The sequence below is a fragment of the Shewanella sp. SM87 genome, from assembly GCF_025653705.1.
GTDB classification, from domain to species: Bacteria; Pseudomonadota; Gammaproteobacteria; order Enterobacterales; family Shewanellaceae; genus Shewanella; species Shewanella oncorhynchi.
This window is the reverse complement of sequence record NZ_JAKKSC010000026.1, coordinates 46,540-69,986: the sequence shown is the minus strand read 5'-3', so window position 1 is coordinate 69,986 and position 23,447 is coordinate 46,540. Positions and strand designations below refer to the sequence as shown.

At 44.8% G+C, this 23,447-nt stretch carries 25 protein-coding genes, 1 pseudogene and 1 riboswitch; of the genes and pseudogenes, 12 read left to right on the top strand and 14 right to left on the bottom strand.

Going from position 1 to position 23,447, the window contains the following annotated elements; translation table 11 throughout:
- Nucleotides 1–174: transposase (locus tag L5M11_RS18150; protein WP_263148818.1), on the bottom strand; the 174-nt coding region annotated here is incomplete at its 3' end.
- Nucleotides 175–558: 384 nt separating this feature from the next.
- Between L5M11_RS18150 and L5M11_RS18145 the strand changes: the two genes are divergently transcribed.
- Nucleotides 559–714 (top strand): hypothetical protein, encoded by a 156-nt coding sequence (locus L5M11_RS18145; RefSeq protein ID WP_198572234.1) that lies wholly within the window; start codon nt 559–561, stop codon nt 712–714.
- A gap of 166 nt (nt 715–880) precedes the next feature.
- Here L5M11_RS18145 and L5M11_RS18140 read toward each other — a convergent pair whose 3' ends face one another.
- The 4 genes from L5M11_RS18140 to L5M11_RS18125 are packed head-to-tail and all read right to left on the bottom strand — an operon-like array spanning nt 881 to nt 4,782.
- Nucleotides 881–1,891: an alpha/beta hydrolase gene (locus tag L5M11_RS18140; RefSeq protein ID WP_263192897.1), complete on the bottom strand. Its 1,011-nt coding sequence runs from the start codon at nt 1,889–1,891 to the stop codon at nt 881–883.
- Between the two features lie 58 nt (nt 1,892–1,949).
- Nucleotides 1,950–2,465: a cyclophilin-like fold protein gene (locus tag L5M11_RS18135; RefSeq protein WP_263186860.1), complete on the bottom strand. Its 516-nt coding sequence runs from the start codon at nt 2,463–2,465 to the stop codon at nt 1,950–1,952.
- Between the two features lie 19 nt (nt 2,466–2,484).
- Complete coding sequence (locus L5M11_RS18130; protein WP_263186861.1) at nt 2,485–3,534, bottom strand: NAD(P)-dependent alcohol dehydrogenase; 1,050 nt, start codon at nt 3,532–3,534, stop codon at nt 2,485–2,487.
- Nucleotides 3,535–3,549: 15 nt separating this feature from the next.
- Nucleotides 3,550–4,782 carry an MFS transporter gene (locus tag L5M11_RS18125; RefSeq protein WP_263192895.1) on the bottom strand — a complete coding sequence of 411 codons (1,233 nt, stop codon included), beginning with the start codon at nt 4,780–4,782 and terminating at the stop codon, nt 3,550–3,552.
- A 138-nt stretch (nt 4,783–4,920) separates the two neighbouring features.
- On the opposite strand from L5M11_RS18125, the gene L5M11_RS18120 reads away from it, so the two are divergent.
- The 4 genes from L5M11_RS18120 (at nt 4,921) to L5M11_RS18105 (ending at nt 9,812) form a co-directional block, all read left to right on the top strand.
- Nucleotides 4,921–5,811: a LysR family transcriptional regulator gene (locus tag L5M11_RS18120; RefSeq protein WP_263186863.1), complete on the top strand. Its 891-nt coding sequence runs from the start codon at nt 4,921–4,923 to the stop codon at nt 5,809–5,811.
- Between the two features lie 359 nt (nt 5,812–6,170).
- Nucleotides 6,171–6,282: riboswitch (yybP-ykoY riboswitch) on the top strand.
- Between the two features lie 92 nt (nt 6,283–6,374).
- Nucleotides 6,375–7,376, top strand: a complete 1,002-nt coding sequence (locus L5M11_RS18115; protein WP_263192894.1) for a sodium:calcium antiporter — start codon at nt 6,375–6,377, stop codon at nt 7,374–7,376.
- 92 nt (nt 7,377–7,468) lie between these two features.
- Nucleotides 7,469–7,861, top strand: a complete 393-nt coding sequence (locus tag L5M11_RS18110; RefSeq protein WP_263186864.1) for a GGDEF domain-containing protein — start codon at nt 7,469–7,471, stop codon at nt 7,859–7,861.
- 241 nt (nt 7,862–8,102) lie between these two features.
- The gene (locus tag L5M11_RS18105) at nt 8,103–9,812 is read left to right on the top strand and encodes a potassium/proton antiporter (RefSeq protein ID WP_263186865.1); all 1,710 of its coding nucleotides are present in this window, start codon (nt 8,103–8,105) and stop codon (nt 9,810–9,812) included.
- Nucleotides 9,813–9,888: 76 nt separating this feature from the next.
- On the opposite strand, the gene L5M11_RS18100 is transcribed toward L5M11_RS18105, so the two are convergent.
- From L5M11_RS18100 to L5M11_RS18090, 3 genes and pseudogenes are all read right to left on the bottom strand, one after another.
- On the bottom strand, nt 9,889–10,248 hold the full coding sequence (locus L5M11_RS18100; protein ID WP_263186866.1) for a hypothetical protein: 360 nt from the start codon (nt 10,246–10,248) through the stop codon (nt 9,889–9,891).
- Entirely contained in the window at nt 10,238–10,453 is a 216-nt protein-coding gene (locus L5M11_RS18095) for a helix-turn-helix transcriptional regulator (protein WP_263186867.1), read from the bottom strand. The genes L5M11_RS18100 and L5M11_RS18095 overlap by 11 nt, the downstream gene beginning before the upstream one ends.
- A pseudogene (locus tag L5M11_RS18090) lies at nt 10,446–10,823 on the bottom strand (hypothetical protein); the annotation flags it as partial. The gene L5M11_RS18095 and the pseudogene L5M11_RS18090, both read right to left, overlap by 8 nt.
- 119 nt (nt 10,824–10,942) lie before the next feature.
- Between L5M11_RS18090 and L5M11_RS18085 the strand changes: the two are divergent.
- Both L5M11_RS18085 and L5M11_RS18080 read left to right on the top strand, forming a co-directional pair.
- Nucleotides 10,943–11,104 (top strand): hypothetical protein, encoded by a 162-nt coding sequence (locus tag L5M11_RS18085; RefSeq protein ID WP_263186868.1) that lies wholly within the window; start codon nt 10,943–10,945, stop codon nt 11,102–11,104.
- Nucleotides 11,105–11,174: 70 nt separating this feature from the next.
- Nucleotides 11,175–11,408, top strand: coding sequence for a helix-turn-helix transcriptional regulator (locus L5M11_RS18080; RefSeq protein ID WP_263186869.1), 234 nt, complete (start codon nt 11,175–11,177; stop codon nt 11,406–11,408).
- Nucleotides 11,409–11,487: 79 nt separating this feature from the next.
- On the opposite strand, the gene L5M11_RS18075 is transcribed toward L5M11_RS18080, so the two are convergent.
- The 3 genes from L5M11_RS18075 to L5M11_RS18065 all read right to left on the bottom strand — a co-directional run bounded on the left by L5M11_RS18075 (nt 11,488) and on the right by L5M11_RS18065 (nt 13,948).
- Complete coding sequence (locus tag L5M11_RS18075; protein WP_263186275.1) at nt 11,488–11,718, bottom strand: hypothetical protein; 231 nt, start codon at nt 11,716–11,718, stop codon at nt 11,488–11,490.
- A gap of 197 nt (nt 11,719–11,915) precedes the next feature.
- Nucleotides 11,916–12,530 carry a hypothetical protein gene (locus tag L5M11_RS18070; RefSeq protein WP_263186274.1) on the bottom strand — a complete coding sequence of 205 codons (615 nt, stop codon included), beginning with the start codon at nt 12,528–12,530 and terminating at the stop codon, nt 11,916–11,918.
- Nucleotides 12,531–13,534: 1,004 nt separating this feature from the next.
- The gene (locus L5M11_RS18065; RefSeq protein WP_263192901.1) at nt 13,535–13,948 is read right to left on the bottom strand and encodes an Arm DNA-binding domain-containing protein; all 414 of its coding nucleotides are present in this window, start codon (nt 13,946–13,948) and stop codon (nt 13,535–13,537) included.
- A 206-nt stretch (nt 13,949–14,154) separates the two neighbouring features.
- Here L5M11_RS18065 and sbcB point away from each other — a divergent pair, with 206 nt between their 5' ends.
- Both sbcB and cdd read left to right on the top strand, forming a co-directional pair.
- Nucleotides 14,155–15,573 (top strand): exodeoxyribonuclease I, encoded by a 1,419-nt coding sequence (gene sbcB / locus L5M11_RS18060; protein ID WP_263192893.1) that lies wholly within the window; start codon nt 14,155–14,157, stop codon nt 15,571–15,573.
- A gap of 211 nt (nt 15,574–15,784) precedes the next feature.
- Nucleotides 15,785–16,675, top strand: a complete 891-nt coding sequence (cdd, locus tag L5M11_RS18055) for a cytidine deaminase (RefSeq protein WP_212599913.1) — start codon at nt 15,785–15,787, stop codon at nt 16,673–16,675.
- A gap of 127 nt (nt 16,676–16,802) precedes the next feature.
- Here cdd and L5M11_RS18050 read toward each other — a convergent pair whose 3' ends face one another.
- The 3 genes from L5M11_RS18050 to L5M11_RS18040 all read right to left on the bottom strand — a co-directional run bounded on the left by L5M11_RS18050 (nt 16,803) and on the right by L5M11_RS18040 (nt 18,168).
- Nucleotides 16,803–17,036 carry a DUF1289 domain-containing protein gene (locus L5M11_RS18050; RefSeq protein WP_113938807.1) on the bottom strand — a complete coding sequence of 78 codons (234 nt, stop codon included), beginning with the start codon at nt 17,034–17,036 and terminating at the stop codon, nt 16,803–16,805.
- Nucleotides 17,011–17,361 (bottom strand): VOC family protein, encoded by a 351-nt coding sequence (locus L5M11_RS18045; RefSeq protein WP_105252887.1) that lies wholly within the window; start codon nt 17,359–17,361, stop codon nt 17,011–17,013. The genes L5M11_RS18050 and L5M11_RS18045 overlap by 26 nt, the downstream gene beginning before the upstream one ends.
- Before the next feature lie 102 nt (nt 17,362–17,463).
- Entirely contained in the window at nt 17,464–18,168 is a 705-nt protein-coding gene (locus L5M11_RS18040; protein ID WP_105253144.1) for a DUF445 domain-containing protein, read from the bottom strand.
- 435 nt (nt 18,169–18,603) lie between these two features.
- On the opposite strand from L5M11_RS18040, the gene L5M11_RS18035 reads away from it, so the two are divergent.
- The 3 genes from L5M11_RS18035 to L5M11_RS18025 all read left to right on the top strand — a co-directional run bounded on the left by L5M11_RS18035 (nt 18,604) and on the right by L5M11_RS18025 (nt 23,294).
- Nucleotides 18,604–18,984, top strand: coding sequence for a VOC family protein (locus L5M11_RS18035; protein WP_028760394.1), 381 nt, complete (start codon nt 18,604–18,606; stop codon nt 18,982–18,984).
- A 255-nt stretch (nt 18,985–19,239) separates the two neighbouring features.
- Nucleotides 19,240–22,635 carry a DUF748 domain-containing protein gene (locus tag L5M11_RS18030; RefSeq protein ID WP_263192891.1) on the top strand — a complete coding sequence of 1,132 codons (3,396 nt, stop codon included), beginning with the start codon at nt 19,240–19,242 and terminating at the stop codon, nt 22,633–22,635.
- A 302-nt stretch (nt 22,636–22,937) separates the two neighbouring features.
- Complete coding sequence (locus L5M11_RS18025; RefSeq protein WP_028760396.1) at nt 22,938–23,294, top strand: glutathione S-transferase N-terminal domain-containing protein; 357 nt, start codon at nt 22,938–22,940, stop codon at nt 23,292–23,294.
- The last annotated feature ends 153 nt before the right edge of the window (nt 23,295–23,447 follow it).

The following is a 23,447-nucleotide window of genomic DNA, read 5'->3' as shown; positions in this document are numbered from 1 at the left end:
TGGTGTGCCACCCTGGCGTTCTAGCTTTAACTGTCTCACCCATTTATCCATAGTGGACTTACCTACGTTCATCGCCTTTGCAGCTTCGATGATGCTATGGTTTTTATCGAGGACTAATTGGGCTGCTTCAAGTTTGAATTCAGCACTAAATGTTTTTCTGGTTGTCGATCTCATGTGTTCACCTAAAGTCATCTACGAGGTAATAATATCACCTCTATTTAGGTGGCCAAAATTAGTGTGCCACTACAATGCTTGCGAAGAAAGAGGTATATAAAGGCAGAAAACAGGCTCTCAGAATAGAACAAATAACTGAACTTAAGCAAAGGCTGTTGCAGGTGAAAATAAGAAGGCTTTAGCAAGTGAGGATTAGATTAGCCAGCAGACATTATATTCTTATCTCAAAGGATCTTAAAATTCAGATCACGTATAGAAATTGTCTTAAGGTTAATTTCGAGGGGATGGGCGCAAAAACCTACAAAGTTTGAATCTCTTCATTGCGAGCTGTTAAAATAAGAGAGCAGTGAGTTAGCACCGTATTGTTCAGGAATACAAATAATCATGACAATAGATAAAATCTCACTTATCAACTTAATACTGATGGCAACACTTGTTTCCCCAACAACAAATGCAGACTCTATAGATATCAAAGCGTTACAGCTTAAGGCCAATCACAGCGACACTCAAACCAGACTTGAACTTGCCGAACATTTCTAAAACGGAAATGACGTTGAACAAAATCTGGAAAAAGCATTAACTATATTGCTTAACAACTTTGAATATGTAGGGTTCTTGAATTACTACGAGTAAATTCATGCAGTTATAACTAGATTGCCAAACTCATTATGCCACTACACTATATATTTCATGATTTAGAATCCATTCATAAGTTTTTTCTAAAAAACTCAATCAACTTATCCCATGGAATAAATGCAGTTCTATCATACAAATCAACATGGCCTGCATCTTTAACATAGTAAAGCTCCTTTGGCTCGCCCGCTAATTGATAGGCTTCTTCACTAAACTCCTTTGAATGAGCCTTATCGCCAGTAATAAACAACATGGGCCGTGGTGAGATGGTTTCAATATCGTTAAACGGGTAGAAGTTCATAAATTTTATGTTACTGGTCAGTGTTGGGTGAGTTGTTAACTGTGGTGAGGAGCTTGCTGGCGTATATTCGCCCCGAGGCGTACGATAAAAATCGTAAAACTCGCGCTGGATTGGATGGGTATCTTTATCTAACTGATGCACTGTTCCGCTGGTATATTGAATTTCACCGCCACTAAACTCAACGTCACGCTGTTTCGCAGCAGCTGCAATAAGCTTTTTACGTTGTTCAACGGTTTGAGAGTGGTTTAGGGCATGACGATTTACAGCCCCCATGTTGTACATACTCACTGTCGCAATAGCTTTCATGCGCGGGTCAATCTTGGCCGCACTAATCACAAAACTGCCACTACCACAGATACCCAGCACGCCGATGCGAGCACCATCTACCAAGGTTTGAGTGCCCAGATAATCGACCGCGGCACTAAAATCCTCGGAGTAGATATCGGGCGAAACCGCATTACGGGGTTGACCTTCGCTTTCGCCCCAAAATGACAAGTCTAGAGATAGGGTAATAAACCCTTGTTCTGCCATTTTTGTGGCATATAAATTAGCACTTTGCTCTTTTACCGCGCCCATTGGATGACCGACAACAATAGCTGGATGAGTCAGTTTTTTATCGAGGTTTTTGGGGATAAACAGATTGCCCACAACAGCCATGTTATATTGATTTTTAAATGTAACCCGTTGCATAGCCACGCTATTGCTTTGGTAGAAATTATCAGCGCCATTAGACATATCCTGCGCTAATGTAGGAAGACTTAACGTTGATAACAGGCCTAGCATTATTATTGCCTTAGTGATTTTATTTAATTTTTTCATATACATTACAGATTTCCTATTCTCAATAATCGCCATTTGTAGCTCGCTCAATTCGCACTTTGATATCACTATCGCCCATAAGGACTTCAACTCCCCCGTCAATCTGACCAATGCGGATCAGTCCTCGCGAATAACCAAAGTCATGATAGAAAAAGGCAAGGTTTCCCCAAGGCGCAAAATACGCAATGTCGCCCACTTTTGGGGCATAACCTTCTGGCGCTTCTTTATGCGAAAGCTTTGCGGGTAAATCAGAAATTTTCTCGGTGCCGTTGTAATCAGCAAGCTCGAGAGCCAAAGGCAGTAGCTTCACAAAATCCCGAGCCGCCTGCGTGTTTTCAAGCGTTGCGGTTAATGCTGTGTCTTCGATGATGATGCGTATCTTTATTGCACTCTTTTTTGCACTGCGCATAGCCATAGACTCACTGTGTTGACTGAATGAAACTGAACTCGCAGCGGATGCGATCACAATGCTGGACATAAACAGGAATACAACCATAAACATCCGCACGACCAGAACGCTTAACCATCGAATACCCATAATTCACACTCAGGTTCAGCTAGCGCGTTAACGTCGCGTTGTCGATAACAAACCGATACTTCACATCACCCTTCAGCATGCGCTCATAGGCGGTGTTAATCTCATCGGCGCGGATCAGTTCTATATCCGCCACTATGTTATGCTCAGCACAAAAATCGAGCATCTCTTGGGTTTCACGGATCCCACCTATCATTGAGCCCGCAAGGCTGCGGCGTTTCATAATCAGATTAAACACATTGGGCGAAGGATGATTTGTTGCAGGCGCGCCAACTAAGGTCATAGTACCGTCGCGCTTTAATAGGCTTAAAAAAGCGTCCAGATCATGGGGAGCCGCAACGGTGTTCACAATCAAATCTAAACTCTGCAAATGCTTAGCCATTTCATCGACATTTTTGGAAACAACTACTTCGTCAGCGCCCAAGGCTTTGGCTGCATCACGTTTAGATTCTGAAGTGGTGAATGCCACAACATAAGCCCCCATTGCATTGGCGAGCTTAATCCCCATGTGGCCAAGGCCACCAATGCCGACAATACCGACTTTTTTACCCGGTCCTGCATGCCAATGACGAAGCGGTGAATAAGTTGTGATACCCGCACACAGAAGCGGTGCCACTGCCGCTAATTGCGCTTGTGGATGACTGATACGCAGCACATAACGTTCATCAACCACGATTTGTTCCGCGTAACCACCGAGCGTATGTCCAGGCGCGTCATGGGTTGGGCCGTTATAAGTGCCCACCATGTGATCGCAGTAATTCTCTTGATCATCAATACATTCATGGCAGTGCTTACAGCTATCAACGATGCAACCCACGCCAACCAAGTCACCCACGTTAAATTTGGAGACATGCCCGCCCACGGCGGTCACTCGGCCAACAATCTCGTGACCGGGGACGCAGGGATATAAGGTCCCCGCCCATTCCGAACGTACCTGATGCACATCCGAGTGGCACACCCCGCAGTAGTCGATGCTGATCTGCACATCATCCTCGCCGGGTGGGCGTCGCGTAATAGTCATAGGTTCCAGCGGTAAATGACTGGCATTTGCACCAAAAGCATTAATCTTCATAGTAAAATTCCTTAATTATTGAGTGTGAAGCAGCAGTTTTGGTGTCGAACGCTTAGTCCAATACGCCAATAAAGCAGCCGCAGCTAACAAGGTTGCACTCAGCAAAAATGTGCTGTGGTAACCATTAAAATCAAATAGAACACCGCCTAAGGTTGAGCCCAGCCCGATAGCCAATTGGATAACCGCCACCATTAAGCCGCCAGCGACTTCAGAATCATCCGGCATAGTTCGCGCAAGCCAAGTCCACCATGCAACGGGCGCCGCAGTGGCAACGCCGCCCCACAATGCAAGCAGCGTCGTTACGGCAACACTGCTATCGCTAAACAGGATTAACGCTAAAGCAATTACCGCCATCACCAACGGAATAAAGATTAACGTGCGGTAGAGATTCTTTTTCAAAAACACACTGACTAACAGCGTCCCCATAAAACCCGCCACACCCATCACCAGCAAAATGAACGACAAGTTATTGCTCTCTACGTGGATAGCGGTTTCCAGAAACGGACGCACATAAGTAAACAGCGCAAACTGCCCCATAAAGAACAACACAATTGCCAACATCCCCAATCGAACCAAAGGCTTGTTTAATAGAGAAAACACATTCGCAGAGCCAGCAATGCGTTTTTCGGGTTTCATCGCGGGCAAACTAAACCACATCCACACAAACGCAATAAGCGCGACGGGCACCAAGCCGAAAAAGGCACCTCGCCAGCCAATATGCGCACCAAGGTAACTACCCAGCGGCGCAGCAATCACCATAGCCAACGCGTTGCCACCATTGAATATCGCCAAGGCTTTAGGGATCTTCTCCGTTGGAACCAGACGGATCGCCGACGCGCCAGACAAAGACCAAAATCCACCAATCACGACACCAATCAAAGAGCGGCCCAGCATATAAATTGAGTAGTTAGGGGCATAAGCAATCACAATGCCAGATACCAGCATTAACGATATGAGCCCAAGTAGGAGTGACCTGCGATCCGTATCTTTAGCGATTGATGCGATACTCAAACTGGTTAACACGGCAAAAAAACCAGATATCGCAATGCCCTGCCCGACCAATCCTTCACTCACATTCAAATCCGCGGCAATCGGTGTCAGCAAACTAACAGGCATAAATTCCGAGGCGACCAAGGCAAACACGCATAACGACATCGCCAGCACGCCACTCCAATTTGCCGTTTGTTGTTGACTCGCTTGCTGAATCGCACAGCATGGTTCTAACGTTTCGCATACCTGAGTGGTCATTACATACCTATCAATGGTTAAATTTAAATCTGATTGACTTTGTGGTAGCTATTGTTTCAAATGCACTGGAACCTTACTAGCTAATGAATGATTATAGAGCTTATTAGCTCAGCTAATTAAAGTGGTATAGAAAACAGTATGATGAAACGGAATCTGAACGACCTTTTATGCTTTGTCACCGTCGCTCGCGAAGGCAGTTTTACCCGAGCCGCCGCCTTGCTCGGCGTCACCCAATCGGCACTGAGCCAAGCGATCAGTGGTTTAGAGACCCGACTTGAAATCAGGCTGTTAACGCGCACCACCCGCAGCGTATCGACGACAGTGGCTGGCGAACGCCTGTTACATGCAATAGGTAATCGATTTGATGAAATTGAATCCGAGCTGGATGCACTAACGGCCATGCGTGATAAACCTGCCGGAACAGTCAGGATTACCTGCGGTGATTTCGTGCTGCGAACTTTACTCATCCCAAAACTGTCGCCGTTACTCCACAATTATCCCGATATTAAAATAGAATTCGATGTGAATTATGGCTTTAGGGACATAGTGGCAGATCGCTTCGATGCCGGCATCCGCTTAGGCGATACCATAGATAAAGACATGATCGCGATCCCTATCGGTCCCCATCAAACAATGGCGGCCGTGGCGACTCCCGCTTATTTTGCACAGCACCCCATCCCCAAACACCCGCAGGATCTTATCGGGCATAATTGCATTAACATTCGCTTCCCGACCCACGGTGGTTTGTATGTATGGGAATTTGAAAAAAACGGCAAGCAATTGAATGTGCATGTGGACGGCCAACTTATCTTTAACGCATCGCACCATATAGTCGATGCAGCCTTGCAAAGCAATGGTATAGCTTACCTGCCTGAAGCAGAGTTTGAACCCCATATCAAAGAAGGGCGTTTAGTCAAAGTACTAGAAGACTGGAGCCTGTCTTTTGCCGGCTATTATCTGTATTACCCCAGTCGCCGCCAACCCTCCCCCGCTTTTACACTAGTCGCCGAAGCTCTGCGCATGTCGTGATAGTGCATTACAGTTTTGGTAATTTTATGGACGACTGATTTGGACTTGTCAGATAAAAGCCACTACATAGCATTATGCTGATATTCAATACAAAATGTGATTGTGCTCAACATCATCCAAACAGATGATAGAAATTATACGAGCTGTCTAGCACCGATTATTGTTCTAGAAACGACCCCAAGAACTTGATATGCGATGTCGCTGATACGCAAAGTTGCGAAAACATCGCGGAGTAAAAACGGTTTTTTAGCCTAAAACCAAGTTTGTGAATTCTAGAAATGGGTCACTTCAGAAAAAAGAAAATAAAAGTACACTAAAACCTAATGGCGACATTTACCTGCAAGAACGGTAAAATGCCCCCCATTGTCATTGGGGAGTAGTCATCCTTAGCCTCCCACTAAGGAGTCCACGTCAACAAAATTGAGGTCTAACACCTCATGGCGTGGTCAGCCTCTGCGAATGCGGAGAGCCAGGCGAGACCTTTGGCCGCAATACGCTTTCCCAGCCGGGCGAGCAGTGTTGTCGTGCCATTGGATTATTGCTCGCCCGGCCGGATTGCTCACATGATCCTTACTCTTACTCTGTTTTTCCTCTCGGCAGGTACCATTTATTTGGCCTGCGAATACTTCGTCAACGGCATCGAATGGTTCGGCCGCCGTTTGAATCTTGGCGCGACTGCAGTGGGTTCAGTACTTGCTGCCTTCGGTACAGCACTACCTGAAACGGCGGTGACCTTCATTGCCGTTGTCTTCGGCAAAACACCAGAGCAAAAGGACATTGGCGTCGGCGCAGCCATGGGCGGTCCGCTCGTTCTCGCTACCTTAGCCTATGCAGTGGTCGGCTTGGCACTGATTTACCACCATCGCCGCCTTCAACGGGAAACGTATCATGTACGTGCCGATCACGCCCGTATGAGTCACGACCAGCTCGCCTTTCTCGCAGTGTTTGTAGTGAAAGTGGCACTTGGCCTAATCGCCTTTGCCATCAGGCCGTGGCTGGGTGTCTTGTTTCTCGTAGCCTACGCAATCTATGTCTGGCGTGAAATTCAGGAGAGCGACACAGCGCCTGAAGAAGAGATTGAACCTCTCAAAATTCAACCTTCCGTGACGGAGCCATCGTTAAAATGGGCGGCGCTGCAAGCCGTGTTGTCCCTGATAGTCATAGGCATTGCATCCCATATATTCGTAGGTCAACTTGAGGCTATTGGCACAGCGCTACAATGGTCACCACACTTGGTAGCATTGCTGCTGAGTCCAGTGGCGACAGAGCTACCCGAGATGATGAACACACTCATATGGATACGGCAAGGAAAGGAACGCTTGGCATTGGCGAACATTTCTGGTGCCATGATGATTCAGGCAACGATTCCCAGTGCGTTGGGTATCTTCTTTACGCCATGGCTTTTTGATGGCCCACTGATGGCGGCAGGAGTCATTACTGCTTTGGCTATTATTTTTCTATGGCAGCTATTTCGGCGAGGCGTTGTCGATGCGCGTGCATTGGTCGCAGTAAGCTCATTGTACGGCGTATTTGCCTTGCTAATTGCGTTCTACTTCCCTCTCTAAGGAGCAAAGTGTCAGAGAACGCCGTGTGGTACGGCGTTCCTATTTGGCTAAATTTGCCCAACACGCCAAGAGTGTAATGTTAAATTTTGTAAATGTTGCAAAAAATTGATTTAAATGAATTAAACTTTTCAGCGATCCTTGTGACCATCACTAGTGATGATCAATGTATATATCTCGTCACAAAAGCACTACGCACAGCGATACACCGCCCGAACGATTTGGTTGCGCACTATGGTGGTGAGAAATTTATTTGTCTATTACCGGATACTCAGCATTTAGGCGCGATGAACATACCTCATCGTCAACGCAGTGCTAGCTTTACATTTATTCTAGTTTCCAAGCGGTCACCATTAACTGGCGTTGCGCGTATTCAACCTTATCGGCATTTGAAATGGCAAACGCTTATCGAATCCGCAGATAAGCAATCATACTTAGCTAAAAAGTATGGACGTAATCAAGTCAGCAGGGCCAGCTTGCTACGGTAAACATCATTATTGAGTGCCAATCGTAAATTTTGATTTTTGAAATTATCAAAGTTGAAATGTGAGATGAATCATGTAGTGTTTGGATAAATAGAATCATTGACTACAAGACCAAAATGCATAATGCATTTGACGATTTCTAACTGACAATCAGGCTTAGTGAAGTATCTTTTCAGAGCTGGCGCAGTCATTGAAAGCTCTGTAGTGGTTTAATTTCCCTACATTAATTAAAGAGAAACTATTTATGTTTGTGATCGATCAAATTATTCTCCTCGCCGCGATTTTGATTATTCTTGGTATTTTATCCAGTAAATTATCTGCGAGATTGGGTTTACCCGTACTGGTGCTCTTTCTCATGGTGGGCATGTTAGCTGGTGAGGATGGCCCTGGAGGTATTGTTTTTGATAATGCACAAATTGCTCACGCGCTTGGGTCTTTAGCTTTAGCCATTATTTTGTTTGATGGTGGTTTGCAAACACCCGTCGCGTCGATTAAGCAAGTGTGGAAGCCTGCTTCTGTATTGGCGACTTTAGGCGTATTGGTGACAGCCATGATCACTGGTGCTGCAGCAGCTTATATTCTAGATGTTTCCTTACTTTACGGTTTACTGATTGGTGCCATTGTTGGTTCAACCGATGCCGCCGCCGTATTCTCATTACTGCGTAATGCAGGTATTCATATCAACCCACGCCTTAAAGCCACATTAGAAATTGAAAGTGCGACTAACGATCCTATGGCAATTTTTTTAACAGTTGGCTTATTGGAGGTCATGGTCAAAGGGCTTGAACCAGGGACTGGATTATTGATGCTGTTTATCCAGCAAATGGGTATCGGCTCCGCAGTGGGTTTAGCGGCAGGCTGGTTATCAGTACGTATTATTAATCGTATCCATCTGACGACCTCTGGATTATATCCTGTGATGGTCGCGGCATTTGGTTTACTGTCCTTTGGCGTAGCAGCTAATCTTGGCGGCAGTGGCTTTTTAGCTATTTTTATCGCTGGTGTGGTGATAGGGAATAGTCGTTTTGTTTTTCAGCGCAGTACCTTTTTATTTCACGATGGTTTGGCATGGTTAGGCCAGATTGTTATGTTTGTTTTTTTAGGCTTGCTGATTAATCCTTCGTCTTTGCTGGATGTCTGGCAGGAAGGACTGATGATTGCAATCGTCCTGACCTTAATCGCGCGACCCTTGTCGGTAATCCCTGTACTGAAGATTTTTGGCTTTAATGCGCGTGAAATTACCCTAGTATCCTGGGTTGGGTTACGTGGTTCGGTGCCTATTATTCTGGCTATATATCCGCTGATTTATGGCCTGCCTGGTGCCAGTCTTATTTTTAGCGTAGTGTTTTTCGTCGTGTTAATTTCAGCGACAATACAGGGGTCAACATTACCCTGGGTTGCACGCGCTTTAGGACTTACGGAACCGCCTCCTGCGACACCTGCAGCGACACTGGAAATTACTGCTTTAGGCGATGTGGATGCTGACATTGTCGAGTATCAATTGGGCGATACCTCACGCGCTTCTGGTCGCCGTTTATCCCAAATGGCTTTACCTGACGGTACAGTAGTGGCGATGATAACCAGAGGAAACAATGTAATTCCACCTAGGGGATCAACGTTCCTGTATGCTGGCGATCATTTATTTATTGTGATGAAACCCGATGTGCGTGAGTTTGTTGATCTGGTTTGCTCTGGTGTTGCACAAGCCAATCATTATGAATTACCTACGAGTGAATTGAAGTTGAAAGGTTACACCAAAGTAGCAGATTTAAAGCACTCCTACGGTATTGAACTCTCTGCTAATGATAATTTGTCATTAGATGAAGTGCTTCGTCAGAGCTTGACTGACGAGCCGACCTTAGGTGCAAGTAAAGATTTTGGTGAAGTAATATTGCATGTTCGTGAGATGGTGGGTTCGAGGATTGCGACAGTGGGTATCGTACCGAACCTTTGATAAAATCCAATCAACGGGTTAGCAGTCTTGGTGGACAACCGTCTAACCCGCCAGCCCTCGCAAGAGGGCGTTCTTTCTAATTCATCCTATCTAGCAGTGCCATTTCGGCTTTTCTTAGCCAAAATATGTAAGACTTTTTGCTGTCAAATCCCATTAAGGCCCACTGATCTTTACACAAGTAATGGGTGCGAATGGCGCGTTTGCAGTTTATGGATAACTGCTCAACGAGGTGGTCAAAATGGCCGACATGGGCAGGCACGTTGAGTTCGTGCTTTAAGTTGCCGCCGCCCAGCGCTTCACCTAAACGGTCGCAGGCGCTGCGGTTCGAAAACCCCTTACCCAACTCTTGGTGCACCCAATAACGGCCCCAGCGATATAACCCTAACCGCAACGCCTTAATGTTCATCATCTGCTCGGGTTCATCGCTAAAGCACATTGGCCACCTCATTTATCTTCTCGATGGAAAGCTTAAACACATCAAGGCATATCGATGTCACATCGTCATAGAGCGCAGTAGTACGGCCATTTTCCCAACGTTGGTAAGTGTTGCGGCTAATGCCGTAAATATCAGCCACTTCGTCTTGGGTCATGCCCCGTAAACGGCGCCCTACTTTTAGTACATCCGCAGCGCGATTAGCCATAAATCCTCCTGCGTGAAGTCCATAACCCAGTTGTGCTAATTAATATTGATATCGTCATAACCACTGGCTCGTGCGGCTCAGTGGTCGATTGGCGCATAATCTCGGGCGCCACATCATCAAACCCCAGTGTGATTAAGTGCGCATGATAGGCATCCAACGCCATCAACATGCCCTTATCTAAAGTGCTGTTGACGTAAGTGCGTAGCAGCAATGGCAAGGCGTGATTCAAAATCCGCTCACCCACCATGGTATCTACGCCCATGTCGGCAATAATGGTGCGGCATAGTTTTCTTAGTGCGTGGGAGGTAAACGTCTTAAACCGAATCGTCTCACTCCAATACTGCGCGGTGCGTATACTCACTGGCCGCACCTAACCTGGGAGCAAAAACACTCATACGACGGACATTGAAGCGGTGATCTGCATCGGCGAGGCGTTTTATTGCAACGCGGCGGGCCATTCACAAAAGCAAGCTGACATTGCGCAGCACAATGCTATTTAAACAGCAACTGTTATCACTGCGCCCTGCTCTCACCTTCACGGCGTTTAACGGTGCATATCATCCACAGGTATATTGCACTGCGATATTCACTTTTGAGGGCAATCAAATTGGTGGCTCAGTGTCCTATGACAAGGCTGGCGAGCTTGATTAGCGAATATCAAACACTGATTTGCCCGCATGGCAAACATACCAAACTCTGCCCAGCACCAAGGAGCATCAGCATGAAGCAATCTGCAATCACCAAAGACGCTTTACGCCAGTGGTACACCCTGCCCCGCAAAGTGCCGCTCTTTCTTACCACTAAGGAAGTCATGACACGCTACCGGATTAGCTCATCAGCAACGCTTTGGAAGTGGCGGAGAAACGACGGTTTCCCTGCTCCTATCCATAATGGCCGTCATTACTTAAAAGCGTCGCTAGATAAGCGGGATGAAAAACAGCAAGTCGCGGCTTGAATTGATTTATTAAGCCTTAAGATAAAGCCCCATTTTTGGGGCTTTATTTTTAGACCTTTATCGATGGACTGTTAGGCCATTAACTCATCGCCTTCGACATTACAGCCTTTACTACCGCAGTTAGTGCTACTGCTACAGCATCAGTGATGGTAGCGGCGAGTCCTGTGCCAACCAGTACTATTTGGGTAATTAACAAGACACCATCGGTTGATATCCATGCGACCACTGTCGCGATAAATGATACCGCAGCGACTATGGCTCCAAACCAGCTTAGGCCATTGACGTTTCTAACAAAGCTATACATCGTCATTGATAACATAGCGTTTTAATGAGCTGAAAAACTGCATCTAGCAGCCCCTAAAAGAAGGCTGTAGCGATCAGTTCATCATTTTTAAGGTTAGTTCAAATGTGACGTTTAACAAAGGCTCACTTCGCTGGATGTTCAACAACAATCACGTTAGTGGCAATAGTGAACTGATTGAATCATTCATGCGATATTTTGATGTTTTACCGTCCCATTCTATCGGGCTGCAGCCGAGACGTTATGTACTCTAAACCTGCTTGATAGCCTGCGGTTTCTGTTGTGTCACCGTTTTTGGCTATTAAATAAGTGGCTTTAAACATCATCAGATTACAGACGGTAAGATAATAAAAATCATCGTCTTGCTTGAAAGCACAAAACTTTTTCCACGGTATGGTGATGGATTTACCGCTAGGGGGCACAAACGTTAGCGTCGAGGCTGTGGCGGTCACTGTATGGCCCCCTTCTAGGCTCGCAAGGCTCTGTAAAGTTGTGTTTTCAATCGTTCGATCCAGAGTGGTTATCTTGCATGCAAATTTGTTAGCTTGATTTTCGGCGATGTTTTTTAATACAAATTTCCACACAAGAAGGTAAGTGATAGCGCAAATTGCGATTGCGATATATGTCTCTGGGGTGTGAATTTCTACGAAAAAATAAAACATTAGTAACGGGGATAATAACGGGATCCATAGGAGTAATGCACGAACGATAAGGGCATATAACCACTTAGCTAAACGAGCATTCTTTGCAATGCGTGCTGAATTTATTCTTTCCGCGATTGTGATTAACTGTTCCCGCGTGATTAAAAATTTTAGTTCCATGACGTCCTTGCTTAACGTTAATCCGAACACTGTGCCAAGTGTATGATTAATTGAGTTGAAATGACTAAACCATAAATAAAGCTGATATTGAACAGATAACAGTTTACCTTGTGCCGAATTGAGCTCCAATGCACCTAATTACAAAGAGGTGTTTCTGCTGCACTGCAACGCAACTGATTTACATACTGAATCAGCTCACCATTTTCTGCTGTCAGCGACAAACATGCCTACCCTTCTTTCTAACACGACAATTTTTCTAACACGACTATTTTGCTATCACCCAGAGCTGCCAATCTCAGCTTATTTGTCCATTTTTCATAGGCCTCAGCTTGATCATCTAACCAATCATGTTTGTTGTACACCGCCATCACCCCGCCTAATAGATGGCCTAGCATCTTCTCTGCCACATGGGCAACACCCCAGCTTCTAACATTCTGGTCGATAATGTGCGTCTAAAATCGTGAATACGCCAGTCAGGGATTTCTAGTCTTAGTTTGATCTCGCGGACCAGCTTATTTACTGAAGCGATGTTGCCCGGGCGCTTAAGATCGTTTGCAGCGGGAAAACTCCATGGCGAGTGATAGAGGTTCCACTGTTCTTGTAATATGTCGAATAAGGCGGGACTGATTGGCCTTCGGATTGACAAATTAGTTTTGCTATTATTTATCGGAAGGTCCAGACCATCGACTCAAGGTCAAAATCAGCCCGTTTGGATTTTAATATTTCTGATATACGCCCCCGTTAGTAAACATGCCTTGATGGCATTGGTTACTGCTTTGGGCGCGCGGCATTTATCAAGCTCACGGATGATTTTGCCACACTCTAGAATGGTGAGTACTCGCGAACCGACTTTGGGCGCGGAGCCCACATCACTGACTCGTAGTTGAAGGACATCAACAAGCGATATCATTTGCCGGCGAACGGACCAGCTAAGCACCGTCTTTAATTGTTTGAGTATCGCGCCTGCGGTAACTCGACTATAAATTGCCTTTTATCGAGAAAATCTATCCACTCGCCGAGTGTGATACTTTCGACTTTGCGATCAGCAAAGCATCATAGAGATGTGCTCTAAAGCAGGATTGGTAAGGAGTAACAGTTCCCAGCTTAAGTGCTGCACTTCGCGCCGATAAAAACTGTTCACAACAATCCCTCAGTGTTGTCTGGTCCACAAATGTGTTGCACTGTTTCCAAAACACACGTGGATCTATATTATTTGCCACTGAGTTCCGTAACTCAGGGATCAGTTTCCGTGCGTCAGCTAGTTTCAAATCAGGATAACGACCAAGGGTTAAGCGTCCATGTTGATTATCAATCCTAAATCGATACTGCCATGTTATAGTCCCTGCAGGGGTAATACGAACGCTTAAGCCGTCGCGGTCTGCAAGCTCTGGTTTCTCTAAATATGGATTGCCGTTTATTGCACGTAACCAATTGTCAGATAAAGATATTTTAATTACCCTGTGTACATGTGATTTTAGCTAATCTGACGCAGAACCCAGTATATACAGATATGCACTCACATCTAAGTTGTAACAAACTAAATTGATGTGAATGACAACGAATCCCAATAAAGCTATTTAACTTTCAATAACATCATGTTAAATGCTTTAGAGAACGAAAATAAATGAAGATGAAAGACGATAAAGCAGGGTCGATTTTTTGGCACGACTACGAAACATTTGGAGCGAACCCAGCGAAAGACAGACCCTCGCAATTTGCTGGCATTCGCACGGATTTAGATCTCAATATCATTGGCGAGCCTGAGACATTCTATTGTAAGCAAGCCACTGATTATTTGCCGTCTCCGGAAGCAATACTAATCACAGGGATCACTCCACAGTTAGCTAATTTAAAAGGCATCCCTGAAACTGAGTTTATGGGACGAATTCAAGCGCTATTTAGCCAACCAAACACTTGTGTTGCAGGTTATAACTCACTGCGTTTTGACGATGAAGTGACCCGTTATGGCTTTTATCGGAACTTTATCGATCCCTATGCCCGTGAATGGAAAAATGGCAACTCTCGTTGGGATATCATTGATTTAGTGCGCGCTTGTTACGCATTTAGGCCCGAAGGCATTAACTGGCCGACAAAGGAAGATGGCTCTCCGAGTTTTAAGCTAGAACATCTGACACAAGCGAATGGTTTAAGCCATGAGAAAGCCCATGATGCTATGTCTGATGTGTATGCGACCATCGCTATGGCAAAACTCATTCGCGAGAAACAGCCTAAGTTATATCAGTACTATTTTGACCTGCGCCGTAAGCAAGCGGTTAGCGATCAAATCGATGTGCTCAATATGCAGCCTTTGGTTCACGTGAGCTCTAAAATTAGTGCGCGCAATGGTTGTGCAACGTTGATCTCACCCGTAGCGCACCATCCTACTAACAAAAATGCCGTTATTTGCGTTAATTTAGCCATGGATTTAACGCCGCTATTCGAGCTAGATGTCGAACAAATTAAAACGCGCATGTATACGTCAAGGGCTGATCTTGCCGAAGATGAATTACCTATCGCAGTAAAACAAATTCATCTTAATAAGTGCCCTTTTATCACCTCGGCAAAAATCCTCAGTGATGAGCATGCCGCTCGTTTAGGCATAGATAAAGAATTTGCCAGAGAGCAGTATAAACGCCTAAAACGTCACCCAGAATTACGCGAAAAACTGGCGCTATTATTTGAGCATGATGACAGCAGAGTAACCACAGATCCCGATTTGATGCTGTATTCTGGTGGGTTCTTTAGCCAAGCTGATAAAGCAAAAATGGAAATCATCCGTCATACCCTACCGCAAAATCTAGCGGCGTTAGATTTGCAGTTTGATGATCCACGTATTCCTGAGATGCTGTTTCGTTACCGCGCCCGTAATTACCCTGAACTACTCGATGATACAGAATCGCAGCGCTGGCGTGAATTCTGTCAAAATCGCTTAGCCGATCAAGACTACGTACTTAAATTAGAAAATTTGCTACAAGAAACACAAGCGGATGAGACTAAGCAAAAGCTACTTGCTGCCCTTTGTCATTATTTGCGTGAACTTTAAGTTGTGTAAATTCAAGCTTAAGTCTTTTGTTTTATAGTCTTAAGCTTATTTGTGTGCACCAATAGACTCAATCTATACGTGAGTAACATAAGTTTATCACTCTCGATAGCACTGACATTGACAGCGTATAAACGCGAGCTAACTCGCATTTATGCTGTAACAAAATTACTAGAATGTTCTTCCATGAACTTAACAAATAAGGAATAGGGAAATGCAAGATAGATTCATTCGTAGCATAACCCAACTGCCAACGCCGTTAGCCGATGCACTTATCCCAATGTTACACCAGAATTTTGCTGGACACATTGATGCGCAGCAACTTGCTACGCTAACAAGTGCAAGCAAAATGACCGAAGCAGAAGTGTTATTAGCATTACTGCCGATAGCAGCGGCATTGGCCAAACCGCCTATCAGTGAGTTTTATGTCGGCGCGATAGCCAAAGGTAAAAGTGGCGATATCTACATGGGTGCCAACTTAGAATTACCCGGTGAAGCGTTATTTCATTCTGTCCATGCAGAACAAAGCGCTATCAGCCACGCATGGCTCAGTGGTGAAAGCCAAATTGTTGATATCATAGTTAATGCCAGTCCTTGCGGTCATTGTCGTCAGTTTATGAATGAACTGGTTGAAGGGAGCAAGATCAGCATTCATCTACCCGCACAGGAAAGCCATCCTCTGGCCTATTATTTACCCTATGCTTTTGGGCCAAAAGACTTAAATGTCACTTCGCCCTTAATGGCCAAGCAACAAACTGAATTTGCACTAGACAGTGCCGATCCTATGATCATCGAAGGTTTAGATCATGCAGGTTTAAGCTATGCACCTTACACCCAAAGTTTTGCCGCCGTGGTATTAGAAACCCATGATGGCGCAACCTATTGTGGTCGCTACGCAGAAAATGCGGCATTCAATCCTTCTATGCTGCCCATGCAGATGGCCTTATCAAATCTGGCGCGCCACAATCGTGAGTTTAGCGATATCAGCCGTGCGGTTTTAATTGAGTCATCTCAAGGAAAAATCAGCTTAGTTGGCGCGACTATGGATGCGCTCCATACCGTTGCCGCCATCGAACTTGAGCACATAGTGGTAGATCCAGTGTAACGTCTGCTTCAAGATGCCAAGGTGCTTCAAAATGCCAACGGCGAAATACGTTAATGCGTATTTCGCCGTTGGATTATTCAATTAACACTTCAAAATCAATCTATAACGCGCTAATGCTGACGACTAATCATGCTCCATTCTGTCTTCTACTAACCGCGTCATTGAACTTAGCCAGATACTCCCCCTTACGCTCCTCCATCCTGATAAAACAAGCTTGCCGCTCCACTTCCGACATAACGCGCCACGCTAAAATTTCATCAAGATGCCTGAAACAACCTAAACAAATATCTTGCTGATCTAAACAACAATTTCGAATACAAGGAGTGACATTAGGATCATTCTGACCAGACGGCATATTCATTGCCACAAGGTTCAACAAAATGGAATCGACGGCCTCCCGGAAAACTAAAGATGTCAGCTGTGATAATGCCACCAGCTGTTACGACAGCCGTCAGAGTCAATTCTAAGTTCTGGCTGTAGATCACAATCAGCGGGCAACCTTTTGCGAGGGTGAAATTCACATCGGCTTGATAGAATCCCCCAGTAATGCCGACATCCATAAAGCAACTGTATTCAGGGCCATAATCGACATAGGTCCATCCAAAAACTTGGCTAAAAAAAGCCTTAGAACTCGCAATGTCGCGACTTGGGATTTCCAAATAATTGATACTGTGGTGACGGTTCATAGACTTCCTTGCTATTTAATCAGGACACAAAATGATGGACATAAAATGCGTCATTAAAAATGGGAGCCAAAGCTCCCATTCTATTCGCGGCTTTAACTCAGGTTAACCTTGGATTAAGGCTGCGGCAAGTCCAATCAGACCGCCAAACACGCCGCCCCAAATCACTAACCAACCTAAGTGCGTTTGGATCATGTCCTGAACGATTTGTTTCACCATTTGCGGTGTTAACTCGTTTAATCTTTGCTCCACTATGTTAGCAATTTTAGTTTGCAGATCGGCCATCACATTTGGCTGTTCAATTTCTTGTTTCAGCAACTCGTGAAATGCATCGCTTTGTGCCATTTCAACTAAAGAAGCTTTCATCTTCACAATAAACGGCTCTTTTAACGGCAATAAGGCATCTGTGCCACCAAACATAGACAACATGCCGCCAAAGGAAGATTGGGCGACTGTGCTAATTAACGCATCAAAAGAAGGCGCTAAATCAACCTTTTCAATCACTGGCGCCAAGTCTATTTTACTCAGCCCTTCTTTTTCAGATAGGAATCGGTCGATATTTTCAGTGGTAAAAAACTGTTTCATCATCAAATGAGCAATACCCGCCTTAAACTCTTCAAAACGAGAAGGCACAACTCCCGAACCATAGAGTCCGGGGACTTTCTCAAACAACATATAAACTGCAACCCAGTTGGTAATTGCACCCGATAAAGCAAATAATCCGACATTCAGGACAATTGCCGAATTCATCAGGTAACCCACAACGACCAAAGCAGCCGCCAATAAATTCGTCACTAAACTCTTATTCAATCTCATATCCCCTAAGGTGGCATCGATAAGATGCAAAACTCGCCTATATTAACAAGTTAACGGGAGTCAGGTCTAACACTCAAACCACAGTAAACAAACCCGTTTTAAAATCTGTTTTCAGTGCTAAGTCTTGGCGCGAGGGGCAAGATGAAGCCCATCAACTAAGCCGCAGCGCCACTGAGCCACAAGAAGCTGATTAGCCAGCACCAAATAAAGTGAATCTCCTTGTAGAACATTAAGTTAATTTAATGTTTGCCGACCTAAAAAACGCAAAAATTTTAATTTACCGTCTGTGAATTATCAACTTGCCTCAACTACACTCAATCAAGATAACGTACAAAAAATATGGCTCAAAATACAGACGGTACTGAACACTGACAGTTAACCTCGGCTCAATACACAAAATTTACCCAAAATAGAATAAAGGATGCGCTTATGGAATCGGCTTTTAACACTGCAGGGGCGTTAAGTTGGCATGAATTGACAACCAATAATACCGAAGAAGCTATGCACTTCTATGCTGAGATTTTTGGCTGGCACTTTAAAACCGTCAAAATGCCCCACGGCAATTATCATATTATTGAAAATCAGGGCGTCAGCATTGGGGGGATCACCGATAGTTTGCTCCCAATGCTTCCCTCACATTGGACTGGCTACATTACCGTTAACGATGTCGATCAAGTCGCTATCAGCGCAAAAAAACTTGGCGGGGATATTCTGTTTGGTCCTGAAGATATACCCGAAGTAGGCCGTTTTTGTTGGATAAAAGATCCACAAGGCGCCATTATTGCAGCGATTAGTTATTTAAATCGCTGATCAAAAATAGCGTCCAACATAGCGAGTATTGACGACTCAAAACATTAGCCATAGGCTGAAACACATGTAGTTATCAATGTAGATGATAGGTTACCACTCAGGAATGTCTTAGATCAGAAGACGTTATTGTCTGTGTAATACCAAGATTTCATTGGTAAAAATATAAATAATTTCTGGAAACATTAGCATTATTCGCTAGAATGTCCGTACTTATGGAAGTTTTTCCCTGTCTTATGCATTGGAGCCTTGATATTAATGCTGACCCAGTTATCGCAATTCAGACACTCTTTTTTTGCCCTCCCAAGATACCTGCGAGTGATTATTTACCTCACAGCAGTCTACCTTAGCTATGTCTGCACATTAGGTTTAATCCTCCCCTATGCGATAACCACGCTGGCACCAGAAAAACTCTCAACTCTGCTCGCTCGTCCCGTCACCCTCGGTGATATACGCATTAACCCTTTTAATTTCAAAGTCGAAATCGACCAACTGGCCATTAAAGAAAAAGACGACAAACCTTTTGCTGGCATTGCACAAGTCCAATTCGAAATACACTTTTGGCGATCTGTTTTTAATCGCGCCGCCGTTATCGAAAACATACACATACAAGCGCCCTACGCACATATCATTCGCGGGGAAAAAAAAGGGAAAGCTGGATTCAACTTCGACGATATTCTGCAGACCTTGAACGAGCATTCATCCACCGATACAGAAACGACACCCGCTGAAGCCAGCTCACCCGTTCGTGTCCTGCTCAGCCAATTTGTGTTGGATGCAGGACAATTTAACTTCGATGACAAAATTACCCACGCTCAAGTGAACTACCCCAATATCAATCTAAAACTCAGTTACCTTGATACTGAATATTTGATGGCGGCATCATCGGCATCGATAACACCAGCCATAAAAGTAAACAAAGTTGATAATACAACACCAAACGCCCAATCAACGTCTGACTCACCCATTGTGCCTATCAAGCACAATCACTATGCGATACAACTCAGTGATGATCATGCTGGTGAAATCAGTTTGCAGGGGCAATTCCAATTGTTCCCGCTAAAAGTTGCGGGTGACATCCAAGTCGCCAAACTCAAACTGACACCACTATGGCGATTTATCGACGATCAATTTAATCCCGTCCTCACGAATGGCGAGCTCAGTATTAAAACTCAGTATCAAGTGGATCTTGCCGAGAATGGCGAGTTACAAGTCACCAGCAACAATGGCCAGTTTATTGTTGAAAAACTTAACGTTAACGACAAAGATCGCTCAGTGGTAAAGCTCCCCATGTTTGCCCTCGACGGCATTTCAGCCAACTTGAAGCAGCAGAAAGTGCATATCAACAAACTCCACAGCGATGGCCTAACAATGAGTGCCATTTTGAACCAAGACGGGCTCGATCTTGTTGGCTTATTCATGCCTAAATCGTTAAGCGCCTCCACAACGACTACGCAGCCAGTTGCTAAACCAATCGATGCTAAGCCTGCAGATGCTCAATCGCTAGAACGCGTACAAGTTACGCAAGTGGAAGAAAAACGTCAAATAGCAGAGACTGTCACAGATGCAAGCGATAGCGCAGACAAAACAACGGAAAGCGAATTAACCGCAACTAACGAGAGTGATAAAACAGAACAAAAGACAGAAGCGACCGCAAATGTCACCACTGATGCCACTAATGAAGCCACTGTAGAAGTCGCTTCTGAGGCAGATCCTCTACAGCCAATCAAGCAAACACCAGTAACGACGTCAACTGACACTTGGTTCGTGCAACTTGATGCGCTCAATATTGAAAACTATGACCTTAATCTATCGGAACAAAAGCTAACGGCAACGCCGCAGCAATGGCGAGTGTATCCGCTTAATTTTTCAACTAAGGTCATAACGAGTACCTTAACCGCTCCGATTGAATATGAGCTACAACTCAGCCTCAATGGTCAAGGTACTTTGAGCTCTCAAGGCCAAGTCGATGTGACGGGCGAAACCATAGATGCCAATATCCAACTCGATAAGCTGGCGTTAACCCAATTTCAGCCCTATTTAGCGCCCTACGTGAATATCCAGCTCAAGAGCGGTCTATTAAACTCAGCAGGCAAGCTGACCGCCGATGCTAAAGGCAAAGCCATTTACGGTGGTAGTGTTGAGCTCGATGATTTAGCTATTCATGACAAATTGCGTAATGCTCCACTGGTCAAATGGCAAAAGATGAATATCAATCAACTGGATTTTGACCAACAGAAAAATCAAATCAAAATTGATCACTTAGCCTTTAATCAACCCTACGCCAAAGTGGTGATAGCCAAAGATAGAACCACTAATATCAGCGATCTTATCGTTGAGGCTCCGGCTGCAAATAGCAAGACAACTAAAAACACAACCACAGCCAGTGCTAAGCAAACCGAGCTGCAAACGGCAAGCAAGACAACGCCTGAGTTAAGCCTCGATATTCAAAAAATTAGCTTTAGCCAAGGCTCAGCTTACTTTGCCGATAACTCACTGACACCAAACTTTGCCTCAGGGATTGAGTTACTTGAAGGTAATATCACTCACTTGTCGTCAACGCCAGGGACTAAGGCCTCGGTCGATATCAAAGGTAAGATAGACAAGTATGCGCCTGTAACTCTAAAAGGCGATATTAACCCTTTGCTAGATATGCCATATTTAGATCTCGACTTAGTCTTTAAGAGCGTTGAGTTAACCTCAGTCAATCCTTACTCAGGCACCTATGCGGGTTACTACATAGATAAAGGGCAGCTATCGTTATCGTTGAACTATCAACTCGATAAGAACAAGCTCAAGGGCAGTAACCATCTGATCATAGACCAACTGAAACTTGGTAAACCCAGTGACAGTGACCTTGCCACTAGCTTACCCATCACGCTCGCGATTGCCCTGCTGCAGGACCGTAACGGCGTGATTGATTTAGGCATGGAAGTCTCTGGCGATTTAGACTCACCTAGCTTTAGTGTCGGCAGCATCATAATGACGGCGATTACCAATGTGATCACTAAAGCCGTCACAGCGCCCTTCACTTTCTTAGCAGGACTCATAGGCTCTGACGAAACCTTAGATAAGATCAGCTTTGCCGCAGGCAAATTCAGCCTAAGTGAAGATGAGCAAAAAAGTTTAGACAAACTCGCTAGCGCCTTACTCGACAGACCTATGCTCAAGCTCAGCGTTGAAGGGGAAGTCGATGCCATCAATGACAGCCAAGCCATTGCTGAGCGCATCATGAAGCGTAAATTGGCTAAATTAGCCAATATTGAATTTAGTGCGTTACCTGATGATTTAAGTCCGAGTCAATTCCCGACCCAAGGGCCGCTTGCTGATGCGTTAGTAAAGCTTTATGAACAAGAAGTTAAAGCCGATCCTACCCAAATCAGAGACACTGTTATCGCAGAGGCCAAAGACGCGCAGCTTTCAGATGACGAAATCACCACCCGCTGGCATATCGCTTTATATAATCTGTCGGTAAAAGCGCAGAATGTTAACGATGGCATGTTGGGTAATTTGGCCCAAGAAAGAGCAAAAGCCGTTAAAGCTTACCTTGTGGACGTGAAAGAAATTGCTCCAGAGCGGATCTTCTTGCTCGAAAGCCGAGTGAGTTTAACCCAGAATGCAGCCCAAGTGAGTCTCACTATTGATGCTCAATAACTCAGCCAATTAACTGCTTTTTATATAAAACTAAGCCCGCTAAAGTTCGACTTTAGCGGGCTTTTACCTTATGGCTAAGCGTCATAACCAATTAAAAAACCATTCTTCTACAATCAAATCATCTATCTGTTAATTCACTCTAAAATGTTGGCCGTGCTTGGTGCCATAGGTTACACTCTGCGGCCTTTATACAGCTGAGATCACAGTTTTTAAACGACTGGATCTCAGACTCGCCGCACGCTTTCTGTGGCGGCATAACGCACAAATGTTCTTCCACAAAAATTATCATTAAGGTCAATAACATGTTTATCATTCGCTGGATTTTAGGCAGGATTATTCTGTTTTTAAACTTCGTATTTAGCCCTAAGAAGCGCCAACGTCCACTGGCTGAGCAACAAAAAATTGATGCTCAAACTCAAGCATTAGCGCTGTATCAATATCCTGCATGCCCATTTTGTGTAAAAGTCCGCCGTGCAATGCGTCGCCAAGGACTCAACATAGTGACCCACGACGCTAAAAAAGCGCCGCATAAAGATGAACTCATCGCTCAAGGCGGCAAACAGCAAGTGCCTTGTCTGCGGATTGAAGAAAACGGTCAAGTACAGTGGTTATATGAATCAAAAGAAATCATTAACTACTTAGACCAACGCTTCGCCTAAATCACGGCGCAACGGTCAGCGCAAATATACAAATAAGTGCGTCCAATAACCTTTTCAATCGTCTGTTCAATGGGCTCCTTACAAAGGGCTTTACGTTGGAATGACGAGGTTTCGGGCGCAGTTCTTTTATTGCGTTGTTTTACCACATTCTTT

Excerpts from the sequence above, each read along its gene's own strand:
- L5M11_RS18120 (WP_263186863.1), top strand. The coding sequence starts at position 4,921 with ATGATGAAACGGAATCTGAACGACCTTTTATGCTTTGTCACCGTCGCT.
- L5M11_RS18100 (WP_263186866.1), bottom strand. The coding sequence starts at position 10,248 with ATGTGCTTTAGCGATGAACCCGAGCAGATGATGAACATTAAGGCGTTG.
- L5M11_RS18080 (WP_263186869.1), top strand. The coding sequence starts at position 11,175 with ATGAAGCAATCTGCAATCACCAAAGACGCTTTACGCCAGTGGTACACC.
- cdd (WP_212599913.1), top strand. The coding sequence starts at position 15,785 with ATGCAAGATAGATTCATTCGTAGCATAACCCAACTGCCAACGCCGTTA.
- L5M11_RS18115 (WP_263192894.1), top strand. The coding sequence starts at position 6,375 with ATGATCCTTACTCTTACTCTGTTTTTCCTCTCGGCAGGTACCATTTAT.
- L5M11_RS18140 (WP_263192897.1), bottom strand. The coding sequence starts at position 1,891 with ATGCTAGGCCTGTTATCAACGTTAAGTCTTCCTACATTAGCGCAGGAT.
- L5M11_RS18070 (WP_263186274.1), bottom strand. The coding sequence starts at position 12,530 with ATGGAACTAAAATTTTTAATCACGCGGGAACAGTTAATCACAATCGCG.
- L5M11_RS18125 (WP_263192895.1), bottom strand. The coding sequence starts at position 4,782 with ATGACCACTCAGGTATGCGAAACGTTAGAACCATGCTGTGCGATTCAG.
- L5M11_RS18085 (WP_263186868.1), top strand. The coding sequence starts at position 10,943 with ATGCTATTTAAACAGCAACTGTTATCACTGCGCCCTGCTCTCACCTTC.
- L5M11_RS18025 (WP_028760396.1), top strand. The coding sequence starts at position 22,938 with ATGTTTATCATTCGCTGGATTTTAGGCAGGATTATTCTGTTTTTAAAC.
- L5M11_RS18130 (WP_263186861.1), bottom strand. The coding sequence starts at position 3,534 with ATGAAGATTAATGCTTTTGGTGCAAATGCCAGTCATTTACCGCTGGAA.
- L5M11_RS18110 (WP_263186864.1), top strand. The coding sequence starts at position 7,469 with ATGTTGCAAAAAATTGATTTAAATGAATTAAACTTTTCAGCGATCCTT.
- L5M11_RS18075 (WP_263186275.1), bottom strand. The coding sequence starts at position 11,718 with ATGACGATGTATAGCTTTGTTAGAAACGTCAATGGCCTAAGCTGGTTT.
- L5M11_RS18135 (WP_263186860.1), bottom strand. The coding sequence starts at position 2,465 with ATGGGTATTCGATGGTTAAGCGTTCTGGTCGTGCGGATGTTTATGGTT.
- L5M11_RS18105 (WP_263186865.1), top strand. The coding sequence starts at position 8,103 with ATGTTTGTGATCGATCAAATTATTCTCCTCGCCGCGATTTTGATTATT.
- L5M11_RS18035 (WP_028760394.1), top strand. The coding sequence starts at position 18,604 with ATGGAATCGGCTTTTAACACTGCAGGGGCGTTAAGTTGGCATGAATTG.
- L5M11_RS18145 (WP_198572234.1), top strand. The coding sequence starts at position 559 with ATGACAATAGATAAAATCTCACTTATCAACTTAATACTGATGGCAACA.
- L5M11_RS18045 (WP_105252887.1), bottom strand. The coding sequence starts at position 17,361 with ATGAACCGTCACCACAGTATCAATTATTTGGAAATCCCAAGTCGCGAC.
- sbcB (WP_263192893.1), top strand. The coding sequence starts at position 14,155 with ATGAAGATGAAAGACGATAAAGCAGGGTCGATTTTTTGGCACGACTAC.
- L5M11_RS18050 (WP_113938807.1), bottom strand. The coding sequence starts at position 17,036 with ATGAATATGCCGTCTGGTCAGAATGATCCTAATGTCACTCCTTGTATT.
- L5M11_RS18030 (WP_263192891.1), top strand. The coding sequence starts at position 19,240 with ATGCTGACCCAGTTATCGCAATTCAGACACTCTTTTTTTGCCCTCCCA.
- L5M11_RS18095 (WP_263186867.1), bottom strand. The coding sequence starts at position 10,453 with ATGGCTAATCGCGCTGCGGATGTACTAAAAGTAGGGCGCCGTTTACGG.